A 22,124-nucleotide genomic window follows, 5' to 3' on the forward strand; every position below is an offset into this window, starting at 1 on the left:
GCTTGCGCCCATTGTGCAATATTCCCCACTGCTGCCTCCCGTAGGAGTCTGGACCGTGTCTCAGTTCCAGTGTGGCTGATCATCCTCTCAGACCAGCTAGGGATCGTCGCCTTGGTGAGCCATTACCTCACCAACTAGCTAATCCCACCTGGGCATATCCTGACGCGAGAGGCCCGAAGGTCCCCCTCTTTGGCCCGAAGGCATTATGCGGTATTAGCCATCGTTTCCAATGGTTATCCCCCACATCAGGGCAATTTCCCAGGCATTACTCACCCGTCCGCCGCTCGACGCCGTTAACGTCACCCGAAGGGTCAGTTAACTCGTTTCCGCTCGACTTGCATGTGTTAGGCCTGCCGCCAGCGTTCAATCTGAGCCATGATCAAACTCTTCAATTTAAGATTTTGTTCGGCTCAATGAATACTGAACATTACATAAAGTAATGTTTGAATTGACTGTGCTGAATCTTTCGATTCAATGGTCACTTCGTTTCATTGAAACCTAATTTGATACCAAAGTATCTAATTTGATTATCATCAACGAGTGCCCACACAGATTGATAGGTTTATATTGTTAAAGAACATTCTCTTCAGAACTCTGCATTTCGCTTTCCGTTTGAAGAGGCGGCTATTCTAGCGAGATGATTCTCAGTGTCAAACACTTTTTTCTAATTATTTTTGATTTTTTCAAATCTAACTAGAAGACCATCTTATTAGCTGAACGCCTTACTGACTCTTGCCTTGAACCCTTGTGGGCTCTGCCGTGTCAGTGAGGACGCATTATAGAGATCCGGATCACATTGGCAAGCGTTTTTTAGGAAAAAATACAAAAATAACGACTAAGCGTTTCTTTTTCATTCAAAGCTTTATTTATCCCACTTTATCCTTATTTTAATTACAAGTTATCCACAGAGTTATTAAAAAAGGAGGGTTTCCCCTCCTTTTTTAATAACCGATTTACTCTAGATTCCTGAACCATCTTGCTCGACGTCATCTTCATGTAAACCACATTCTCGTTTTAAGCCGTTAAAGCGAGTTTCTTCTATCTTCATTCCTGGCTTCCACTTTTCCGTCGAATGAGTATCACCAATAGAAAGATACCCTTGGTCTTTCAACGGATGGTAACTCAAGCCATGTTCCGATAAATAAGTGTCAATCTGGTCGTCACTCCAATCTATAATGGGAAGAAACTTGAATCTGCCATTTTGAATCGCCAGTACGGGCAAGTTAGCCCGACTCTCCGACTGCTCTCTTCTCAACCCTGAAAACCAAGTCTGAACACCCAAATCCTCTAAAGCTCTCCTCATCGGATCCACTTTGTTCATTTGGTTATAACGTTTGATTCCATCAATACCTTGTTCCCACAGCTTTCCGTACCTTGCCTCTTGCCATTGCGGCGACAACTCTGCTTTATATATGTGTAGGTTTAAGTTTAACTTCTCCTTAAGCGCATCAATAAATTGATAGGTTTCAGGAAATAAGTACCCCGTATCTGTTAACACTATCGGGGTTTCCGAACGAACCTGACTAACCAAATGAAGCATAACCGCAGCTTGCATACCAAAACTCGAGCTTAAGATATGCTGTCCCGGTAGATTTTCAAACGCCCATCGAACTCTTTGCTCTGCATTGAGCTGTTCCAACTCTGCATTAAGCTCCGCCAGTTTTAGGATCTGTTCGGTTTTGGTGAGCGAAAGCAAATCTTTCAATGTTGAGTATTCTTGGAGTCTAAGCATAGAAGTCCCTTTTCGATACTTTCACTTCTTGAATGATGCCCGCTCGAATGACAAAGTCTCCAAAGGCTTCACCTGTTTCTCGTTGTTCGGCCCACTGACCAACTAACGAATCGATATCCTCTAGGATTTGCGCTTCGGTGATGTTCTCTTTATACATTTTAGGAACACGAGTACCTGCTTTGTTACCACCTAAATGCAAGTTGTAACGACCCGGCGCTTTACCCACCAGTCCAATTTCAGCCAACATTGCTCGTCCACAACCATTGGGACAACCTGTAACTCGCAAGATAATGCTCTCTTCCTTATTGATCTGATGTTTATCCAAGATAGATTCCACATCAGTAACAAAGCTTGGTAGAAAACGTTCAGCCTCTGCCATCGCAAGAGGACACGTAGGGAAAGCGACACACGCCATCGAGTTTTTGCGCTGCTCTGATACTGTGTCATCCATCAAGCCGTGTTCACGAGCTATCTGTTCTATCTTGGCTTTGTTGGACTTAGATACTTTAGCCACAATAAGGTTTTGGTTGGCCGTCATTCGAAAATCGCCTTTATGAATTTCTGCGATCTTTGCGACGCCGCTCTTTAAAGGTTTATCCGGAAAATCTAGTAGACGTCCATTTTCAATAAAGAGTGTTAGATGGTGTTTACCATCAATACCTTCAACCCAACCAATCCTATCGCCACGCTCTGTGAACTCATATGGTTTACTTTGCTCAAACTTGATACCGGCGCGCTTTTCTACTTCTGCTTTAAAGACATCAATACCTACACGATCCAACGTATATTTGGTTTTAGCATTTTTACGGTTAGAGCGGTTACCCCAATCTCTTTGTGTCGTCACTACTGCAGCAGCCACTTCAAGCGTTTTATCAAGCGGTACAAAACCGAAATCATCTGCTCTTCTTGGATAAGTACTGGTGTCACCATGTGTCATCGCTAATCCGCCACCCACCAGCACATTAAAGCCGACAAGCTTGCCCTCTTCTGCGATAGCAACAAAGTTCAAGTCATTAGCGTGAACATCTACATCATTTTGCGGTGGTATCACTACGGTGGTTTTGAACTTACGAGGTAAATAGTTCTTGCCTAGAATAGGTTCATCTTCTTGCGTTGTTTCTACTTTTTCACCGTTCAACCAGATCTCAGCATAGGCTTTAGTCTTGGGTAGTAAGTGTTCACTGATTTTAGTCGCCCACTCATACGCTTCTTGATGTAACTCAGACTCAACAGGGTTGGTCGTACACAAGACATTTCGGTTAACATCTCCAGCAGTGGCAATTGAATCAATACCAATGGAGTTCAGTGTTTGGTGCATCAACTTTATATTTGGTTTCAGTACACCGTGGAATTGGAACGTTTGACGAGTAGTCAGACGGATGCTGCCATAAAGAGAATGCTCTGTTGCAAACTGATCAATGGCAAGCCACTGTTTCGGCGTTATTACTCCACCAGGCATTCTTGCTCGTAGCATGACGTTATGTAGAGGTTCGAGCTTTTGCTTAGCTCGCTCATTCCGAATATCACGGTCATCTTGCTGATACATACCGTGGAATCGTATCAACTGGAAGTTATCCGCTGTAAAGCCGCCCGTTATTTGATCTTGTAGATCTGTTTCGATCGTACCGCGAAGCAGATTACTTTCTCGTTTCAAGCGTTCGTTATCAGATAGTGGTCCTAACTCTTGACCTAATACTTCTTGAATAGTCACTGATTGCTTGCTCATTAGTACACATCCTTTTGATAACGTTTTGCTTTTCTTAATTCGCTAACAAACTCCTCAGCTTGTTCCGGTGATTTTCCACCATACACCTTAGTAATCTCTAACAGTGCATTGTGTACATCCTTAGCCATATGGTTCGCATCACCACACACATAGATATGTGCCCCCTCTTCAAGCCATTGCCACACTTGTTCACCTTGCTCTAGTAGGCGGTGTTGTACATAGACTTTCTCATGTTGATCTCGGCTAAATGCCACATCTAAACGGCTTAAGACACCCGACTTAAGGTATTTTTGCCATTCAACTTGGTAAAGGAAATCTTGTGTGAAGGTACGGTCACCAAAAAACAGCCAGTTTTTACCACTATCACCTTGATTATCACGCTGTTGAATAAAGCTTCTGAATGGGGCAATACCTGTACCAGGGCCGATCATAATAACTGGGGTATTTCCATTTTCTGGCAACTTAAAGTTGTTGTTGTGTTCTACAAACACTTTTACTTCTGCGCCTTCTTCTAGATCACGAGACAAGAAGTAAGAAGCACCACCGTAGCGACTCTCCTCACCAGTAGAATACTCCACCAGCCCAACTGTAAGATGTACTTCTTCATCCACTTCTTCTTGACTAGAAGCAATAGAGTAAAGGCGAGGAGTTAGACGGCGTAGCAATGACAGTAACTGTGATGCTTCAAGTTTGGTTTTCTTCTCTTTAAATACGTCTAATACCTGAGTACGTCCCGCGTACTCTCGCAGCTTATCTTTGTCTTCGGCTAACTTAAGCAGCTTTTTGCTGTTGGAGAGTTCAGCGTACTGGCTAACTAATTGAGGGTTCGCAGCAGTAATTTCATAGTGGCGAATCAGCGCAGAACGAAGGGATAGACTTTCACCGTCAACATCGACACTTTCGATGCCAGATAAACCAGCTTGGGCTAGAAGCGCGTCAACCAACTGGTTATTGTTTTCAAACCATACACCAAGAGCATCGCCTGGCTGGTAGGTGAGACCTGATCCTTCTAAATCTATTTCGATATGACGAACATCCTTGCCAGAGTCACGTCCGGTGATTTTTTGACTAGTCAGTAACGTCGCAGTGTATGGGTTCTTTTTGGTATAGGTTACCGCAGCGGTATTATTAGCAACCGGCAGTGTTACAACCTCTGCAGCTTGAGATGCGAGGTCAGCTTTTATTTTTTCCAGAGCATTCGCACGCCACTCTTCAGCTGGTGCATCATAGTCGACATCACAGTCAATTCGGTCGATAAATGAGGTTGCCCCCAGCTTAGCTAAGAAAGAATCAAAGTCTTTACCTGTTTGGCAGAAGAACTCGTAACTTGAATCACCTAAACCAATCACACCATATTTTAAGTTTGGAAGTTTAGGAGCTTTTTTGGACTGCAGAAATTCATGCAGCTCAATAGCGTTGTCAGGCGCTTCACCTTCTCCATTAGTCGAAGCGACGATAATAACGTGCGTTTCTTTTGCTAGGTTTTTACCTTTGTAGTCACTCGCATCAAACAGCTCTGCATCGATACCTAAAGTACTTGCTTCTTCTTTCAACTCTTCCGCAACACCTTTCGCGTTACCAGTTTGTGAAGCAAAGATAATTGACAGTTTTCCAGCAGGTACAGAAGCCGTGGCTGTATTTACTGCACTGGCTACAGGGGTGAGTTGGGTAGGAGCTTGTGCTTGACTCAATCCCCAAAAGTATCCGCTCACCCAAGCAAGTTGGTTAGAAGATAAATTACTCGAAGCTTGTTGAAGTTGTGAGATCTGTTGGTCATTTAATGGTGCAGCTACATTAGGTAGCTCTTGTGGTTGTGTATTGCCATTTGATGACTGTTTTACATTTGAAGACATTGTCACGACATCCCTAATCATTGCGTGACGATAGATTAACCAACCACCTTAATAACAAGAAAGAATAGATATGAATGTTTTATAACTTTTTGGAAGAAGAGAGAGGATTACTTGGCTTCAATTCGAACCTCAGTAAAGCCAACGGCCAAGGCAGACTTAGACGCTTTATCAAGATCGTTATACTGACATTCAGCACCATGAATATCAGTCAACATAAGAAAACCACCCTGCTTGTGGCGAAACTCAACAATCCAACCTTCATCAGAAGAAGACGGTTCTATGATCGCCTCGGCTAACAAGTTCTGATGGTATAGGTGCTTTAACTCAGTCATTGTCATGGTTCCCTCCAGAAATCTCGGCGTAGCTACTGTACCTAGTGCCATACACTAACTATAGCAATTACGCCTTAATCTGTAGGGATATTTGTTGCTATTTTGTTAACTTGATGGTACTGCTACTTTCTTATACAACCAAATCGCAATAAGGAACGCGATAATATACGGGAGTAAATTGAAGACGATGCCGACCATTCCCAACATAAACATCACACCAAACGAAACAACCACAGCCAACGTTACTGTCATCACTGTTACGCCTGTCATTACCAGTGTAGCCAAAAATACCAATACGAAAATCAGTTCAAACATAACACCTCCTACGTGCTTGTGACTTCATTAACGACTTAACTTTGGTATTGCAGGAACTGTTCCAATTATTATAAACATTAAAAATCATACACTTATAAAAAACAAAAACTCCTATTGGCACTGAGCACAATAGGAGTTGGTATTATTGACCAATAAGTTGGTATCTTACACGTCAAGTTCCGCAGGTATTTTCGCTAATGCAGTTTCTAATACCTCAATGCCGGCACCCTTCTTATGAGCATTTTCACTAATGTAACGACGCCACTGCCTCGCACCAGGCATCGCCTGAAATAAACCAATCATATGACGAGAGATATGACCAAGATACGAGCCGTTCGCTAACTGTTGCTCAATGTATGGATACATCTCTTCCACAACCTGCTTGCGCTTTTTCACTGGAGTATCCAGCCCAAAGATTAGTTGGTCAACTTGCGCAAGAATATAAGGGTTTTGATACGCTTCACGGCCTATCATGACACCATTTAGATGCTTCAGGTGTTCAAGAGACTCTTCAAGGGTCTTCACTCCACCATTCACTGCGATCTGTAAATGAGGAAAGTCTTTCTTAATTTGATAAGCACGTGGGTAATCCAGTGGTGGAATCTCTCGGTTTTCTTTTGGACTCAAGCCGCTTAACCAAGCTTTACGCGCGTGAATAGTAAATTGTTCACATCCCGCCTTTTCTGAGACAAGAGAGACGAATCGCGTCAGAAACTCATAAGAATCCTGATCGTCAATGCCAATACGTGTTTTCACCGTTACTGGAACATCAACAACTTCTTTCATCGCCGCGACACACTCTGCCACCAGCTCTGGCTCCGCCATTAAACAAGCACCAAAACGACCATTTTGAACACGATCGGAAGGACAACCCACATTGAGGTTGATTTCATCATACCCACGCTCCGCGGCAAGCTTTGCGCACGTCGCTAAGTCCGCCGGATTAGACCCACCTAACTGTAACGCTACCGGATGTTCTTCTTCGTTATACGCAAGAAAATCACCTTTACCGTGGATAATCGCACCTGTTGTTACCATTTCGGTATACAACAGCGTTTGCGATGACAATAGACGATGGAAGTAACGGCAATGTCTATCTGTCCAATCGAGCATGGGCGCAACGGACAAGCGGTTTGATTGGAATTTACCTGTGCTATCTGACTTGTTCATTGTTTTACCTAATAATTTTACCCATCAAATCCGCTTTGAATATCGTGGAGTTTTCCATGCTTCCCTGATAAAGCGGTTATCGTCATCAAGAAAAAGCAGCCAATCATACACAGAGAGCGGAAGAGTTTCAAAAAGAAAGCGAAGTAGCTAATCATCTAACCAACACAGATATCGCCATGCCTAACGGCCAATAACTGCGCTTTAAAGACCACCAGCTACCTCGGGCTAGCTTGCGGGTTTTATTTCAAACCAACGACTGTTGTCCTTATCATTACATCGAAACGATTTTGTTATTGTGTTTCTATCTGATTGAGTGATTTGGATACAAATATGCAAATCACGATTATCTCGTATCGGTGTACGTTCACTTTCTCCATGCTGATTCAGCACTCTAAAATGCTGTATCTTACGATATTTGTCTAAGTTGTTTAGTGATATTTGAGTCTCGCAGTACACTGATATCGAATGTTTACTAAGTCTTTTGGCAACAGAGATACTCTCCGTTTTTTGCAAACACAGCTTAGATGATGTTTTATACGGGCTAAATTGAGACTGCATCCGAGTTTTGCGCTCACCAATGATTCGAAAACTTCCAGGTCGAATCAATTTATATCTTCGGTAGAAATTAAATTTGTTAAGCTGCTTGGTGATCTTTACTTTGAGAACTTCTTTGACAACATCACGCCCACCATAAAGCAAGCAGATCAATATAAGTAGACTCAAAGTCAAATGTCCATCCTGTTTCATCAAATGAACATTGAACATTAACACGACTGACATGGCGAGCATGCTGCTTAAAGCAATGGTTATCAGGTGGTTTACGGATGCACGGCGCTGAGTGCACAAGTGCTCATGCCGATAAGCTGGCCAACTACAGGCAAACTCCTCGATTTCATCATGGTAGCCCGTTCCACGGTATGCTTTCTTTCTCTGTTCGTATGGACGCCAGCCTGCAATATGGTTACGTTCAAACAAAAGTCGAGAAAGACAGTTCAACACAGATTGCGATGACGACTCTGCGTGATTGTCTCTCAACCTTTCATAGAGCTTTAACAGCTCTTGGCAGGCAATGACTAATAAACGTTGATGTGATGAGCGCGCCGATGGGTAACGCTCAAACAAAAGAGCAAACTTATAATTTACCCTCTCCACCTGCCAACACAAAGATGGCACGCCAGGGTATCCAGACTCACAACAAACCGAAAGACACTGTGCACGTATCGCAGTATGGAACGACGTTAGCCATTCCACTAGTCTACTTTCAGTTGCAGGACACCAGTTACCCATTTCCAGAGCGATGAACTCCAGTCGAGCTTCTTCAGTTAATAGACTATCGGTGTTGTGATAGAGGAATATCGAACGGTACAGATCATCCGTTGCTTCCTCACTGAACTCTGCAACTGAATAACGTTGGCCATCCATATAGATCTTGATATCTATGGTTCCAACCTCACCAGCCCTTAGCATCTGGGACACCACTATAGCGTTGCTCGCTCTCCATTCTATATTCATGATGACAACTCCTACTCTGAGGTTAAGACAAACCTAATAATCGAGTAGTACAGAAGAAATAGATTAGCAGTCCACCAATATCAACGATGGTGGTTATCGCTGGGCTAGCGACAACGGCAGGGTCAAGGTTGAGTCGTTTAGTCAACATAGGCAGCATAGCGCCAATAACGGTAGAAGAGACTATTTGGAAGAAGAGTGCTAAGCCAATTGCACAGCCCAACATGGTTAGTGTCAGATTCGCCGGCAACTCTACGCCATAAGACAGTAAGGTCACTTTCCCTAAGGAAATAACAGCCAGTGCACCACCAATAACAATGGCAATGCGTGTTTCCTTCCACAACACTGACAGCCAGTCACGCAGCTTGACGCTTCCTAACGCCAGAGAGCGCACCATCACAGTCGCAGACTGCGTACCAGCATTACCACCAGAGTCCGCTATCATTGGCATGTACAAGGCCAAAACCGTAAACGCTTCAATTGCATCTTCATAACTATGGATCACCATACCGGATAACAAACCCAATATGGCTAAGCCTATTACCCAGACAATACGCTTACTCACATGCTCCATAACAGACAGGCTCATATAGTCGCCGACATGACCATCTTGCTGAATGCCCATCAATCGTTCCATGTCTTCAGTTTGCTCTTCGGTAACGATATCTATCGCCGATTTAGCCGATAGCAAACCAACAGGAAGCCCATGACTATTTAAGATTGGTACAACGTCAAAACGACTTTGTTTGAGTAGCGCCACCGCATGTTCTTGTGATGCACTAAAATGACAGCTGATGGCATGCTGGACAATCTCGGACAGTTTTAAATTAGGTTGCGATTTAAACAAAATATCCAGTTTAATTAAGCCAACAAACCGTCCCAGATCGTCGACGATAGTAAGACAGGCAAACTCAATATACAGACTGTTCAGTGCTTTTTTCGCCTGCTCTACGGACATATCATGATAGAGCACTGTCATTGCTGCGGAATTAACAGTATGGATAACGGGGTGCCTTGCTTGAAGAAACCGCTCTACATCTTGCTGATAATCGAACCCCTCTAGAGAATAAAGTCGTTGAAGCGACTCTGCCGATAACTGCTGAGTAAAACAAAGCGTTTGTTGAATGTACTCAGCGTTAAAATGTTGGTTAAGCTTTCGTATCTCACGCATTTCAATCCAATGATTAAAAAGAGTGAAATCTACTTGAGTCGCGCCGGACTCGAAGCTAACGGTTTGGTGATGGCTGTATTCGTTTACGGTGTTAATGATGGTCATGATAGCGCACCTTTTTATTAGATATGACGATCCCTTGCTCCATTCGAGCAATAGACAAAACAATTCATTTTCAGGTGGTTACTAACAAGATAGCGTTTGAGTTTCAGAGAAAGAAACCAACGTCATTTTAAGAGGGCGAGAAAAGTTGAAGGGGGTAACAATGCTTAGTCCATATTACTCCAATAAGATCCGCGCTCTTGAGCTAGTAATCCACCTTCGACTGTCGTTTTCCATAATATTTCTCCTGTGAAAATATGGGCGCATGGTAGGTATCCGACTCCTCATAGTCAACAGTGCGAATATACAACTTGGCAACTTTGATGTTGCAAAATATTTCATCCCTTTGTTCAGAGCCACCAGCAGAATAAAGTGACGAATCGGTCAATACGAAAATTCGAGTCAGCCTACTAACGATCTACGTGGGGAATTAGTATAAAATAGTCGGACTTCGCTAAGACAGGTGACCATGTGAATCAAAAGCTAATACAACAATTGGAAGATATCTGTTCCGCAAGAGGTGTGCGACTCACTCCTCAGCGCCGAACTGTTTATGAGCTTATTTGTGAAAATAAGAAGGCCTCTAGTGCTTATGAATTATTAGAACAGCTCAAAGTCAGTGAACCAAAAGCTAAACCGCCTACCGTGTATCGCGCTCTAGACTTTCTTTTAGAACAAGGTTTTATTCACAGAGTTGAATCAACTAATAGCTTTATCTCATGCTGTTCATTTGGTGAGCATAAGCACTACTCTCATTTATTGATTTGTGATAAGTGCGGCAATGTCGTTGAACTACAAGATGATATTCTGATAGCCTTGTTGAATAGTAACGTTGAAAAACATGGCTTCCAGTTCTCCAATCACGTTATTGAATCTCATGGCATTTGTCAGACGTGTTCATCATTGGAAGTTGAAAATAAATAGAAGAAGTTATGCGCGCTGAATTTGTAAACCCGTTTTTAGCCTCCTTAATAAATGTGCTAAAAACCATGGCGACGATGGAAATCAAACCATTAAAACCAAGAATTAAGAAAGATGAGATTGCTCGCGGGGACGTATCTGGTCTTATCGGGATGGTAGGCAACCAAACTCGTGGTTCAATGTCGATCACATTTGAAGAGGGTCTTGCTCTCGAAATCATGCAGAACATGCTCGGCGAGAGACCACATGGTCTCAACGAAGAAGTAACCGATATGGTCGGTGAAATCACCAATATGGTCACTGGTGGTGCAAAACGAATTTTAGCTGAGAGTGGCTTCGATTTTGATATGGCAACTCCAGTGGTTGTCTCGGGTAAAGGACATACCATCAGGCATAAATGCGATGGAGCGATCATCATCATGCCTTTTACCTCTGAATGGGGTGATGCATTTATCGAGATTTGCTTCGAGTAAACTCTCTTTCAGTTAGACAAAATAAAAAAGGCTCCGGTTGGAGCCTTTTTTATTATAGTTTTCTGCGCAGAAGCAACATGGCTATGGTTAAAAACACCAAACTAGGCCCTAAGGCACCAAACAACGGCGACATCCCATATACAAGGCTAACTGGCCCAAAGAATTCACTCGATATGTAGAACGTAAAACCTGCGATGACACCAGAGAGAATACGCGCACCCATAGTTACACTTCTTAAAGGACCAAACACAAAAGACAGTGCCATTAACATCATTACCGCGACTGAAATTGGCTGTGTCGCTTTACGCCAAAATGCCAGTTCATAACGAGATGCATCCTGTTCAGAGTCTTTCAGGTATTGGGTATAATCCCACAATCCACTTAACGGCAACTCATTAAGATCCACAGTAACAATCGCTAGCTTGTCAGGCACCAGTGAAGTTTCCCAAACTTGCTTGTCGAGCGTCTCTTTTGATAATGCCTCATCGTTTTTCATGTCTGTAATTTGAATTCGGTGCATCTCCCAACGATTATCGCCTAGATAATCTGCTGATTCCGCAAACACCGTTTCTTTGAGCTGTTTATTCTCACCGAAGCGCCAAATATTCAATCCTTCAACAGACTCGCCATTGACCTTAGAGATAAAAATGAAGTCGTTCGCATCCCGAGCCCAGACACCGTTTCTAACCGATACAATGCTACCTCCGGATGTCGCTTGAAGGCGCAAATCGCGAGCCATTTGCTGAGTGGTTGGTGCCCCCCACTCCCCTAATGCCATCACTACCACCATCAAAGGCACTGCCGTCTTAAGTACTGAAAGACCAATACGTAGCTTCGAAATCCCGGCAGCTTGCATAACAACAAGCTCAGAGCTGCTCGCTAACATACCTAAGCCGACTAAGGAGCCAAGTAGCGCAGCCATAGAGAAGAACAGCTCAATATCACGCGGCATCCCTAATATCACAAAATACAATGCCGACAGCATGGTGTAGCTCCCCTCGCCAACTGAACGAAGCTGTTCGACAAATTTGATCACCGCAGATAAGCCAACGAAAACCGAGAGCACTAATATGATCGTGGTAATGATTGTCTTACCCACGTAGACGTCTAGTATTCTAAACACGATCTAAGCTACCTCTCGTCTTTGCATGCGCTTACGACGCAGTTTCTCTCTGAGTTTCCTCACGCCGACCGTATCCCAAGTATTGACACCGATAGCGGCAAGCAGCAATGCAAAGTTTACTGGCCATAATCCGATGTACGACGGAAAAGCCCCATCTTCTAGCGCCGATTTCATTGCACTGATCGCCATAAAATAAGCGAAGTAAGCCAAGATTGCTGGTCCCATTTTGGCAAACTTGCTTTGCCTTGGGTTTACCGCCGACAAAGGCACCACCAGCATGGTTAATAATGGAATACATACCACCAAGGAGATTCGCCAATGGAGCTCGGCTTGCGCTTTAGGATCAGGGTTACCCAATAACTCCATAGTGGGTATGGCCATCCAAGAGCGCCCACGCTGTTGGACTTCACGCTGCCCAATGACCCCTTCATAATCGGTAAACTCTGTAACCATATACTCAAGACGAGTCGGCACCCCTTCATAACGAACACCGTCATAGAGCGCAATCACTTGTCGACCATCACTTAACTCTTTTACATCACCAGATTTCGCCGATATCACGCTAGGTAACACCGAATCTCTTGGATTTAACTGAGCAACGAAGACATTGGTTAGCTTTTTATCTTTTATGCTGTCAATAAAGACAACCGAAGAACCGTCAGGGGTTCGTTGGAAGCTACCCGTTTGCAAAAGCTCCACCGAGTTTTCCGATGCAAGCCGTTCACGAATCTGCACTTCTTGCTCTTGAGTCCAAGGGGCTAACCAGAATGCATTAAACGCAGCTAGAGAAGTGGTCAGTACCGCTAAATACATAGCCGCACGAATAAGAAACTTATTACCTATCCCGGTCGCATTCATTACCGTGATTTCACTTTCTGCGTATAAACGCCCGAAAGTAACTAGGATTCCGATATAAATACTCAATGGGAACATCAATAGTCCCATTGTCGGCATACTAATACCCGCTAAAGTCATAATCAGACCAGCAGGAATATCTCCATCGGAAGCATCAGCAAGCACTTGGATAAATTGACGACTGAAAAACACTAAAAAGAGCACTAAAAAGATAGCTAATTGGCTCTTAACTGTTTCTCTGATCAAATATCTAACAATAATCACAGTGAAAACACCTATACAAAACTTGTTTTTTTGATTGAATCGCTATAGTTTTCGGGTAAACCTTTTATTTTTTACTTTTTTGATCGATTCTTATCTTAAGATTATAGGCCGAAATGGCTCATAGGATTCAAGCATTAAGAATCGATTATCCAACATTTAGTTCTATTTGTCTTTAGGATGTAGGAGTACGCATGGAGTTTAGTGTTAAAAGTGGCAGTCCAGAGAAGCAGCGCAGTGCATGCATCGTCGTTGGCGTATTTGAGCCACGTCGTCTCTCTCCGGTTGCAGAGCAGCTTGATAAAATCAGCGATGGCTATATTAGCTCTTTGCTACGTCGTGGCGACCTAGAAGGTAAGCCAGGTCAAATGCTGCTACTGCATCAAGTACCTGGGGTGCTTTCAGAGCGCGTTCTGTTAGTTGGCTGTGGTAAAGAGCGAGAGCTTGGTGAACGCCAATATAAAGAAATCATTCAAAAAACCATCAGCACGTTGAACGAGACTGGTTCTATGGAAGCGGTATGTTTCCTAACAGAGCTGCACGTTAAAGGCCGCGATACATACTGGAAAGTACGTCAAGCTGTTGAAGCAACGAAAGATGGTCTTTATACCTTCGATCAATTCAAGAGTAGTAAACCAGAAACACGTCGTCCACTGCGTAAGCTAGTATTCAACGTACCTACACGTCGTGAGTTAAATCTTGGTGAAAAAGCGATTGCTCACGGTCTAGCGATTGCTTCAGGTGTTAAAGCGTCGAAAGATCTTGGCAACATGCCACCAAATATCGCAAACCCAGCTTATCTTGCTTCTCAAGCTCGTCGCTTGGCTGATGATTACGACACCATTTCAACCAAAATCATTGGTGAGCAAGAAATGGAAAAACTAGGTATGACGTCTTACCTAGCTGTCGGTCGTGGATCAAAGAATGAATCTATGATGTCTATCATGGAATACAAGGGCAACCCAGATCCAGATGCGAAGCCAATTGTTTTAGTTGGTAAAGGCCTAACGTTCGATTCAGGCGGTATCTCACTAAAACCTGGCGAAGCCATGGATGAGATGAAATACGACATGTGTGGCGCAGCATCGGTATTCGGTACCATGAAAGCACTGGCTAAGCTGAACCTACCGATCAACGTGGTTGCAGTACTAGCAGGCTGTGAAAACATGCCTGGTAGTAATGCCTATCGCCCAGGTGATATCCTCACAACTATGTCTGGCCTTACAGTTGAAGTATTAAATACGGACGCAGAAGGTCGCTTGGTTCTGTGTGACGCATTAACTTATGTCGAACGCTATGAGCCGGAATGTGTTGTTGATGTTGCCACTCTTACGGGGGCATGTGTGATTGCACTAGGCCATCATATCAGTGGTGTGATTTCAAACCACAACCCACTTTCACATGAACTTGTTAACGCCTCTGAGCAAGCTGGCGATCGCGCTTGGCGTCTACCAATGGCAGACGAATACCAAGAGCAACTAGCAAGCCCATTTGCTGATATGGCAAATATTGGTGGCCGCCCTGGCGGTACGATTACAGCTGGTTGTTTCTTATCTCGATTTGCTAAGAAATATCACTGGGCACACTTAGATATTGCTGGTACAGCATGGAAATCAGGCAAAGCGAAAGGCTCAACGGGTCGTCCTGTCTCGCTACTTGTCCAATTCTTGCTAAACCGCAGTGGCCAAGAGACTGAAGAGTAAACAAAAGGGCCGAAAGGCCCTTTTTTATTGCTTACCAATAACCAGAGCAAAGCGGCATTTCACATGAATACGGCAACCTTCTACATCATTAATGAAGACTCCGAACAAGCCTCTCAACAGGGGTGGTTTGCCTATGTGCATTTTCTCTGTCGCCATTTTACAGCGCAAGGTGCCAAACTCTATATTAACTGCAGTGACAAAGCCGAAGCTGAGTTGTTGGCTGAGTATTTCTGGCAAGTGACTCCCGAACAATTTATTGCCCACAATCTCATTGGCGAAGGACCTAAAAATGGCACGCCGGTAGAGATTGGCCACGAGGGCCTTAAACCCAGTTGGAATAGGCAACTAGCAATAAATTTGGCGAATAGTCACGCAACCTTTGCGCAGTCCTTTGGTCAAGTGGTAGACTTCGTCCCTTGCGAAGAAAAAGCTAAGCAAACTGCGCGAGAAAGGTATAAAATTTACCGTCAAGCGGGCTATCAGCTTCAAACCATTGAGATTCAACATTCAGAATCCTAATCAAGGTCAATCCTTATAAGTAAGCGTTAATTTCCCTGCGTTTATTTATAAGGTTTGGCAAATTTCTTTCACAGATTAAAGTAAGTATCCAGAAAGCTATGGAAAAGACATATAACCCACAATCTATCGAACAAGCTCTGTATAAGACTTGGGAAGAGAAAGGCTACTTTAAGCCTCACGGTGACACGACTAAAGAATCATACAGCATCATGATCCCGCCACCGAACGTCACTGGTAGCCTACATATGGGTCATGCATTCCAAGACACCATCATGGATACGCTAATCCGTGCCGAGCGTATGAAGGGTAAAAACACCCTTTGGCAAGTAGGTACTGACCACGCTGGTATCGCAACTCAAATGGTCGTTGAGCGTAAGATTGCCGCTGAAGAAGGCAAGACTAAGCACGATTATGGCCGTGAAGCTTTCATCGACAAGATCTGGGAATGGAAAGGCGAGTCTGGCGGCACAATTACTAAACAGCTTCGCCGTCTAGGCGCATCTGTAGACTGGGATCGTGAGCGATTCACTATGGATGACGGCCTATCTAATGCCGTTCAAGAAGTCTTTGTTCGTCTATACGAAGATGATCTTATCTATCGTGGTAAGCGCCTAGTTAACTGGGATCCAAAGCTACACACAGCGATTTCTGATCTAGAAGTTGAAAACAAAGACAAGAAAGGCCACATGTGGCACTTCCGCTACCCTCTAGCTGATGGCGTAAAAACAGCAGAAGGCAAAGACTACATTGTTGTCGCAACTACTCGTCCAGAAACTATGCTGGGCGATACTGGTGTTGCGGTAAACCCTGAAGATCCTCGCTATAAAGATCTTATCGGCAAAGAAATCCTGCTTCCTATCGTAGACCGTCGTATTCCAATCGTAGGTGACGAGCATGCTGATATGGAAAAAGGCACGGGTTGTGTGAAGATCACACCTGCACACGACTTTAACGACTATGAAGTTGGTAAACGTCACCAGTTGCCAATGATCAACATCCTAACGTTCAATGCAGATATTCGTGACGCAGCAGAAGTATTCACCACAAATGGTGAAGCAAGCGATGCGTATTCAACAGAGCTTCCAGCTAAATATCATGGCATGGAGCGTTTCGCTGCTCGTAAAGCTATCGTTGCCGAGTTCGAAGAGCTTGGTCTTCTGGACGAAATCAAAGATCACGATCTGACCGTACCTTATGGCGACCGTGGTGGCGTGGTAATTGAGCCAATGCTAACTGACCAATGGTATGTTCGTACTGCACCTCTAGCAGAGACAGCAACCAAAGCAGTTGAAGATGGCGAAATCCAATTCGTGCCTAAGCAATATGAAAACATGTACTTCTCTTGGATGCGTGACATTCAAGACTGGTGTATCTCTCGCCAGCTATGGTGGGGTCACCGCATTCCAGCATGGTATGACAACGACGGTAACGTTTATGTAGGTCGTACCGAAGAGGAAGTGCGTGAGAACAATGGTCTAGCGCCAGTTGTTGTTCTGCGTCAAGACGACGACGTTCTTGATACTTGGTTCTCATCTGCACTGTGGACATTCGGTACTCAAGGCTGGCCAGAAAACACTGATGACCTGAAAACTTTCCACCCATCAGATGTACTAGTTACAGGTTTCGACATCATCTTCTTCTGGGTTGCTCGCATGATCATGATGACCATGCACTTCTGTAAAGATGAAAACGGCAAACCACAGGTACCATTCAAGACGGTATACGTTACGGGTCTAATCCGTGACGAAAACGGCGACAAGATGTCGAAGTCTAAAGGTAACGTTCTTGACCCAATCGATATGATTGATGGTATCGATCTTGAATCTCTAGTAGAGAAGCGCACTGGCAACATGATGCAACCTCAACTAGCGAAGAAGATTGAAAAGAACACTCGTAAGACATTCGAAAATGGTATCGAACCTTATGGTACTGATGCACTTCGTTTCACTCTTGCAGCAATGGCATCTACTGGTCGTGATATCAACTGGGATATGAAGCGTCTAGAAGGTTACCGTAACTTCTGTAACAAGCTATGGAACGCAAGCCGTTACGTACTTATGAACACAGAAGATCAAGATTGTGGTTTCAACGGTGGTGAGATTGAATATTCACTTGCAGACAAGTGGATCGAGTCTCAGTTTGAACTTGCTGCAAAAGAGTTCAACGGTCACATCGACAACTACCGTCTAGATATGGCTGCAAACACCATTTATGAGTTCATCTGGAACCAATTCTGTGACTGGTACTTAGAGCTGACTAAACCCGTTCTATGGAAAGGTAACGAAGCTCAGCAACGTGGTACACGTCGCACGCTGATCACAGTATTAGAGAAGACACTGCGTCTAGCTCACCCAGTACTCCCATACATCACTGAAACTATCTGGCAGAGCGTCAAACCTCTTGTTGATGGTGTTGAAGGTGATACGATCATGCTTCAAGCGCTTCCTCAGTTTGAAGAAGCAAACTTCAACCAAGAAGCACTTGACGATATTGAGTGGGTGAAAGTATTCATCACTAGCATCCGTAACCTACGTGCTGAGTACGATATTGCTCCAAGCAAAGCGCTAGATGTCATGCTTAAAGTTGCTGACGATAAAGACGCCGCTCGCCTAGAAGCGAACAAAGCAGTTCTTGTCTCTCTTGCTAAGCTTGAAGACATCAAAGTACTGACAGCTGGCGAAGAGACTCCAGCATGTGCTACAGCACTGGTTGGTAAATCTGAGCTTATGATTCCTATGGCTGGTCTAATCGATAAAGATGCAGAACTGGATCGTCTAGCGAAAGAAATCGCTAAGACACAAGGTGAAGTAAAACGTATCGAAGGCAAGCTTGGTAACGAAGGTTTTGTCGCGAAAGCACCTGAAGCAGTTGTTGCGAAAGAACGTGAGAAACTTGAAGGTTACAAAGATATGTTAGTTAAACTGGAAGAGCAAAAGCAAACTATTGCCGCGCTTTAAGCTTAGCTAAATCCATATAATAAAAAACCGGGAGCCTAGCTCTCGGTTTTTTATTGGCTAACAACTATTATTTCAAGAATTACTTCAAGACCGTTTCAAGTGCTTTAAGACATAAGGCAACGTTCTCTCTTCTGGCCCCATACCCCATCAAACCAATTCGCCATGCTTTACCAGCTAACGCACCTAAACCCGCACCAATTTCTAAGTTGTACTGTTCTAAAAGCTGAGAGCGCACTGCTGCATCGTCAACACCTTCCGGCAAGTAAACAGCATTAAGCTGAGGTAATCGGCTGCCTTCTTCAACAACGAAGCTCAACCCAAGCTGTTCTAGTCCTTCTTTGAGCAACAAGTGCATGTCTTTATGGCGCTGCCATGCATTCTCTAGTCCTTCATTTTTGAGTAAGACTAGCGACTCATGCAATGCGTACAAACTATTCACTGGCGCGGTATGGTGATAGCTGCGCTTCCCTTCTCCACTCCAATAGCCCAAAACCAAGCTTTGATCGAGGAACCAACTCTGAACGGTCGTTTTGCGAGATTTAATTACCTCGATGGCCGCAGGAGAAAGCGTGACTGGAGATAATCCCGGCACACAGGATAAGCACTTCTGACTTCCGGAATAAACTGCATCTAGTTGCCATTCATCCACCAATAAAGGTACCCCACCTAGAGATGTCACAGCATCAACAATAGTCAGCATATCGTTTTGCTTAGCAAGCGAACCCAGAGCCTGCGCATCACTTACAGCTCCAGTGGATGTCTCAGCATGAACAAACGCTACTATTTTTGCATCTGGATGCTCGGCGATCGCTTGTTCTACTTTAGCCACAGAAACAGGCGCACCCCATTCATCTTCTACGACAATAGCTTCACCGCCACAACGAACCACATTCTCTCGCATACGTTCGCCAAACACACCATTACGACAAACAATAACTTTGTCGCCTGGCTCGACGAGGTTTACGAAGCATGTTTCCATACCGGCACTACCGGGCGCTGAAACGGCGATCGTGAAGTCATTTTGTGTCTGAAATGCATACTTGAGCAGCACTTTAAGTTCATCCATCATACCGATGAAGAGCGGATCTAGGTGACCAATCGTTGGACGACTCAAGGCTTGCAATACTTGTGGGTAAATATCTGATGGGCCAGGCCCCATTAACGTACGGTGAGGGGGCACAAAGCTAGAAATAGTCATGGGCAATCCTTTAATGATTTATTGTAGTAATAAGTAAAATATCCTAAGGAAATTCAGTCTGTTCCACAACGGAATAAAAATCAACATTTTTGCAACATCCAACCACTCAGTTTTTTATGGTTAAATTGTGAATCTTCATTGACTTTTCACGCTCAAAAACGTTGAATAAACACACTATCTGTAGCAACCACTAAAAAGCTACAGCGGAAGAGGAGCACTGCCCAGGCAGGTAATCATGTGAAGCCGCAACTTCTATACATGTTACTGATGGGGAGCAGTGCCGAGATGAACTCAATTTGCAGGATTAAGTTTGTCGGTTGAACGGGCTGAATCCCTTTAACTGTCACCAAGTGATTGGTGAAGAGCTTCTGAGGTCCATTCTTTATTCGGATTCCTCCGCTCTATTTTTCTCTTCAAACATCGGATGTTGGGTTACCAACCTTATTATTACTACTGGAAGTCCTGGAGAATTACTGTGAGCGCATTCAATGTAGCTAAATTTGGCGGAACAAGCGTCGCCAACTTCGAAGCCATGAGCCGTTGTGCTGAGATCATCGAAAATAACCCACAAACGAAGCTGGTTGTAAGCAGCGCATGTTCTGGAGTCACCAACATTTTAGTTGAGTTGGCAAATGGAGTAAAAGACGAAGCGCGCCGGGCTGAGCTCATCAATAGACTTAGAGCTATCCATACTGACATTATGTCGCAGCTCAAAGACACCTCTTCTATCGAGGAGCGTGTTGAAGCACTCGTTGAAAAAGTTGCGACTTTATCCGAGGCTGCTTCTATTGCAACATCGGCAAAGCTCACTGATCACTTAGTGGCGTGTGGTGAGAGAATGTCGACTCATATTTTGACTCGATTAATGCAGGAGCGCGGGGTCGACGCTGTGCGTTTTGATATTCGCGATGTCCTGAAAACGGATAGTGACTACGGCAAAGCCGAACCAAATCTAGAAGCGACTAAGCAATTAGCCGATGAGAAGCTTATCCCACTGTGTCAGCAACATGTTGTTGTCACTCAAGGCTTTATTGGCTCTGATGAGGAAGGTGAAACCACAACACTTGGCCGAGGTGGCAGTGATTATAGTGCTGCACTTATCGCAGAAGCGGTAGAAGCTGCGGGGTTAGAGATCTGGACCGATGTCCCAGGAATTTATACAACGGACCCTCGTATTGCTCCGAATGCACGCCCTATTCCAGAAATCAGCTTTAGTGAAGCCTCCGAAATGGCAAACTTTGGTGCGAAAATCCTACATCCTTCAACACTTTTACCAGCATTACGTCACCAAATCCCTGTGTTTGTCGGCTCATCAAAAGCGCCGCAAGAAGGTGGTACTTGGGTACGACAATCCGTAGAAAGCGCGCCGCTATTTAGGGCATTGGCGCTACGTAACAATCAAACTATGGTAACACTGCGTAACCCTAAAATGTTCCAAGCGTATGGTTTCTTAGCGGACGTCTTTACCGTATTGGCAAAACACAAAATCTCTGTTGATTTGGTCACTACCTCAGAAGTCAGTGTTTCACTTACACTTGATCAAACTGATACGTGTGGCGGTGCACCCGAACTTCCTGCTCAAGCTCAACAAGAACTAGAGCAGCTATGCACAGTCGAGGTCAAACAAGGATTAAGCCTCGTCGCGCTGATTGGTAACAACATGAGTGAGACAAAAGGCTCTGCCGCTGAAGTATTCGATACTCTGGATGAATTTAATATTCGTATGATCTGCTACGGTGCTAGCCCACATAACTTATGTTTCCTATTAGATGAAAACGAAGCAAAACAAGCCGTTAAAGCACTTCATGAAGAGCTGTTTGAATGATAGCAATGGTCGAATGAAATAGCCTCGTCGTTAGACGGGGCTTTTTTATATCAGATAGAACAGTATAAAGAGTTAGATAGGATATCTTCAGACAATAAAAAACCCGACGCTTTCGCATCGGGTTTTCTAATAAGTGGCGGAGTGGACGGGACTCGAACCCGCGACCCCCGGCGTGACAGGCCGGTATTCTAACCAACTGAACTACCACTCCGCAGTGGTCTATTTAAAGTCTTATCTATACAGTGCTTTAAACAGATGTTGTTCAAAGCCTGGCGATGTCCTACTCTCACATGGGGAAGCCCCACACTACCATCGGCGCTATTGCGTTTCACTTCTGAGTTCGGCATGGAGTCAGGTGGGTCCACAACGCTATGGTCGC

Annotated in this window: 17 protein-coding genes, 1 tRNA gene, 2 rRNA genes and 1 riboswitch; of the genes, 6 read left to right on the top strand and 14 right to left on the bottom strand. The window is 44.3% G+C overall.

Annotation, left to right across the window (positions count from 1 at the left end; translation table 11 throughout):
* The 9 genes from HOP38_RS14595 to HOP38_RS14635 all read right to left on the bottom strand — a co-directional run.
* A 16S ribosomal RNA gene (locus tag HOP38_RS14595) occupies positions 1-395 on the bottom strand; the annotation flags it as partial.
* Between the two features lie 563 nt (positions 396-958).
* Complete coding sequence (locus HOP38_RS14600) at positions 959-1,732, bottom strand: phosphoadenylyl-sulfate reductase (protein ID WP_198558359.1); 774 nt, start codon at positions 1,730-1,732, stop codon at positions 959-961.
* The gene (gene cysI / locus HOP38_RS14605) at positions 1,725-3,458 is read right to left on the bottom strand and encodes an assimilatory sulfite reductase (NADPH) hemoprotein subunit (RefSeq protein ID WP_198558360.1); all 1,734 of its coding nucleotides are present in this window, start codon (positions 3,456-3,458) and stop codon (positions 1,725-1,727) included. The genes HOP38_RS14600 and cysI overlap by 8 nt, the downstream gene beginning before the upstream one ends.
* Positions 3,458-5,332 (bottom strand): assimilatory sulfite reductase (NADPH) flavoprotein subunit, encoded by a 1,875-nt coding sequence (locus HOP38_RS14610; protein WP_198558361.1) that lies wholly within the window; start codon positions 5,330-5,332, stop codon positions 3,458-3,460. The genes cysI and HOP38_RS14610 overlap by 1 nt, the downstream gene beginning before the upstream one ends.
* A gap of 86 nt (positions 5,333-5,418) precedes the next feature.
* Entirely contained in the window at positions 5,419-5,649 is a 231-nt protein-coding gene (locus HOP38_RS14615) for a hypothetical protein (RefSeq protein ID WP_031495170.1), read from the bottom strand.
* 99 nt (positions 5,650-5,748) lie between these two features.
* A complete protein-coding gene (locus tag HOP38_RS14620; RefSeq protein ID WP_198558362.1) occupies positions 5,749-5,958 on the bottom strand; it encodes an envelope stress response protein PspG in 210 nt (69 codons plus the stop codon).
* 165 nt (positions 5,959-6,123) lie between these two features.
* Positions 6,124-7,128, bottom strand: a complete 1,005-nt coding sequence (gene dusA / locus HOP38_RS14625; protein ID WP_198558363.1) for a tRNA dihydrouridine(20/20a) synthase DusA — start codon at positions 7,126-7,128, stop codon at positions 6,124-6,126.
* Positions 7,129-7,353: 225 nt separating this feature from the next.
* On the bottom strand, positions 7,354-8,640 hold the full coding sequence (locus HOP38_RS14630; RefSeq protein WP_198558364.1) for a hypothetical protein: 1,287 nt from the start codon (positions 8,638-8,640) through the stop codon (positions 7,354-7,356).
* Positions 8,641-8,662: 22 nt separating this feature from the next.
* The gene (locus HOP38_RS14635) at positions 8,663-9,913 is read right to left on the bottom strand and encodes a magnesium transporter (protein WP_198558365.1); all 1,251 of its coding nucleotides are present in this window, start codon (positions 9,911-9,913) and stop codon (positions 8,663-8,665) included.
* A 468-nt stretch (positions 9,914-10,381) separates the two neighbouring features.
* Here HOP38_RS14635 and zur point away from each other — a divergent pair, with 468 nt between their 5' ends.
* Both zur and HOP38_RS14645 read left to right on the top strand, forming a co-directional pair.
* On the top strand, positions 10,382-10,834 hold the full coding sequence (zur, locus tag HOP38_RS14640) for a zinc uptake transcriptional repressor Zur (RefSeq protein WP_006073191.1): 453 nt from the start codon (positions 10,382-10,384) through the stop codon (positions 10,832-10,834).
* A gap of 8 nt (positions 10,835-10,842) precedes the next feature.
* A complete protein-coding gene (locus HOP38_RS14645; protein ID WP_198558366.1) occupies positions 10,843-11,304 on the top strand; it encodes a chemotaxis protein CheX in 462 nt (153 codons plus the stop codon).
* A 52-nt stretch (positions 11,305-11,356) separates the two neighbouring features.
* On the opposite strand, the gene lptG is transcribed toward HOP38_RS14645, so the two are convergent.
* Positions 11,357-12,427 carry an LPS export ABC transporter permease LptG gene (gene lptG, locus HOP38_RS14650; RefSeq protein ID WP_006073195.1) on the bottom strand — a complete coding sequence of 357 codons (1,071 nt, stop codon included), beginning with the start codon at positions 12,425-12,427 and terminating at the stop codon, positions 11,357-11,359.
* Between the two features lie 3 nt (positions 12,428-12,430).
* On the bottom strand, positions 12,431-13,546 hold the full coding sequence (gene lptF, locus HOP38_RS14655) for an LPS export ABC transporter permease LptF (protein WP_198558367.1): 1,116 nt from the start codon (positions 13,544-13,546) through the stop codon (positions 12,431-12,433).
* A gap of 191 nt (positions 13,547-13,737) precedes the next feature.
* On the opposite strand from lptF, the gene pepA reads away from it, so the two are divergent.
* The 3 genes from pepA (at position 13,738) to HOP38_RS14670 (ending at position 18,722) form a co-directional block, all read left to right on the top strand.
* Positions 13,738-15,246: a leucyl aminopeptidase gene (gene pepA / locus HOP38_RS14660; RefSeq protein WP_006073199.1), complete on the top strand. Its 1,509-nt coding sequence runs from the start codon at positions 13,738-13,740 to the stop codon at positions 15,244-15,246.
* 63 nt (positions 15,247-15,309) lie between these two features.
* A complete protein-coding gene (locus HOP38_RS14665) occupies positions 15,310-15,765 on the top strand; it encodes a DNA polymerase III subunit chi (RefSeq protein ID WP_006073201.1) in 456 nt (151 codons plus the stop codon).
* Between the two features lie 98 nt (positions 15,766-15,863).
* Positions 15,864-18,722: a valine--tRNA ligase gene (locus tag HOP38_RS14670; RefSeq protein ID WP_198558368.1), complete on the top strand. Its 2,859-nt coding sequence runs from the start codon at positions 15,864-15,866 to the stop codon at positions 18,720-18,722.
* Between the two features lie 79 nt (positions 18,723-18,801).
* On the opposite strand, the gene HOP38_RS14675 is transcribed toward HOP38_RS14670, so the two are convergent.
* A complete protein-coding gene (locus HOP38_RS14675) occupies positions 18,802-19,920 on the bottom strand; it encodes a pyridoxal-phosphate-dependent aminotransferase family protein (RefSeq protein ID WP_096444383.1) in 1,119 nt (372 codons plus the stop codon).
* Positions 19,921-20,119: 199 nt separating this feature from the next.
* A riboswitch (Lysine riboswitch) is annotated at positions 20,120-20,296 on the top strand.
* 48 nt (positions 20,297-20,344) lie between these two features.
* On the opposite strand from HOP38_RS14675, the gene lysC reads away from it, so the two are divergent.
* Complete coding sequence (gene lysC / locus HOP38_RS14680) at positions 20,345-21,745, top strand: lysine-sensitive aspartokinase 3 (RefSeq protein WP_081411567.1); 1,401 nt, start codon at positions 20,345-20,347, stop codon at positions 21,743-21,745.
* 134 nt (positions 21,746-21,879) lie between these two features.
* On the opposite strand, the gene HOP38_RS14685 is transcribed toward lysC, so the two are convergent.
* Both HOP38_RS14685 and rrf read right to left on the bottom strand, forming a co-directional pair.
* Positions 21,880-21,956: transfer RNA gene (locus HOP38_RS14685), tRNA-Asp, on the bottom strand.
* A 56-nt stretch (positions 21,957-22,012) separates the two neighbouring features.
* Positions 22,013-22,124: ribosomal RNA gene (gene rrf, locus HOP38_RS14690) — 5S ribosomal RNA — on the bottom strand; the annotation flags it as partial.

Source organism: Vibrio mediterranei (assembly GCF_013364395.1).
GTDB lineage: Bacteria > Pseudomonadota > Gammaproteobacteria > Enterobacterales > Vibrionaceae > Vibrio > Vibrio mediterranei.

Bases quoted from the DNA above. Each gene is read 5' to 3' on its own strand.
- HOP38_RS14600 (WP_198558359.1), bottom strand. From the start codon at position 1,732: ATGCTTAGACTCCAAGAATACTCAACATTGAAAGATTTGCTTTCGCTC.
- cysI (WP_198558360.1), bottom strand. From the start codon at position 3,458: ATGAGCAAGCAATCAGTGACTATTCAAGAAGTATTAGGTCAAGAGTTA.
- HOP38_RS14610 (WP_198558361.1), bottom strand. From the start codon at position 5,332: ATGATTAGGGATGTCGTGACAATGTCTTCAAATGTAAAACAGTCATCA.
- HOP38_RS14615 (WP_031495170.1), bottom strand. From the start codon at position 5,649: ATGACAATGACTGAGTTAAAGCACCTATACCATCAGAACTTGTTAGCC.
- HOP38_RS14620 (WP_198558362.1), bottom strand. From the start codon at position 5,958: ATGTTTGAACTGATTTTCGTATTGGTATTTTTGGCTACACTGGTAATG.
- dusA (WP_198558363.1), bottom strand. From the start codon at position 7,128: ATGAACAAGTCAGATAGCACAGGTAAATTCCAATCAAACCGCTTGTCC.
- HOP38_RS14630 (WP_198558364.1), bottom strand. From the start codon at position 8,640: ATGAATATAGAATGGAGAGCGAGCAACGCTATAGTGGTGTCCCAGATG.
- HOP38_RS14635 (WP_198558365.1), bottom strand. From the start codon at position 9,913: ATGACCATCATTAACACCGTAAACGAATACAGCCATCACCAAACCGTT.
- HOP38_RS14645 (WP_198558366.1), top strand. From the start codon at position 10,843: ATGCGCGCTGAATTTGTAAACCCGTTTTTAGCCTCCTTAATAAATGTG.
- pepA (WP_006073199.1), top strand. From the start codon at position 13,738: ATGGAGTTTAGTGTTAAAAGTGGCAGTCCAGAGAAGCAGCGCAGTGCA.
- HOP38_RS14665 (WP_006073201.1), top strand. From the start codon at position 15,310: ATGAATACGGCAACCTTCTACATCATTAATGAAGACTCCGAACAAGCC.
- HOP38_RS14670 (WP_198558368.1), top strand. From the start codon at position 15,864: ATGGAAAAGACATATAACCCACAATCTATCGAACAAGCTCTGTATAAG.
- HOP38_RS14675 (WP_096444383.1), bottom strand. From the start codon at position 19,920: ATGACTATTTCTAGCTTTGTGCCCCCTCACCGTACGTTAATGGGGCCT.
- lysC (WP_081411567.1), top strand. From the start codon at position 20,345: ATGTTGGGTTACCAACCTTATTATTACTACTGGAAGTCCTGGAGAATT.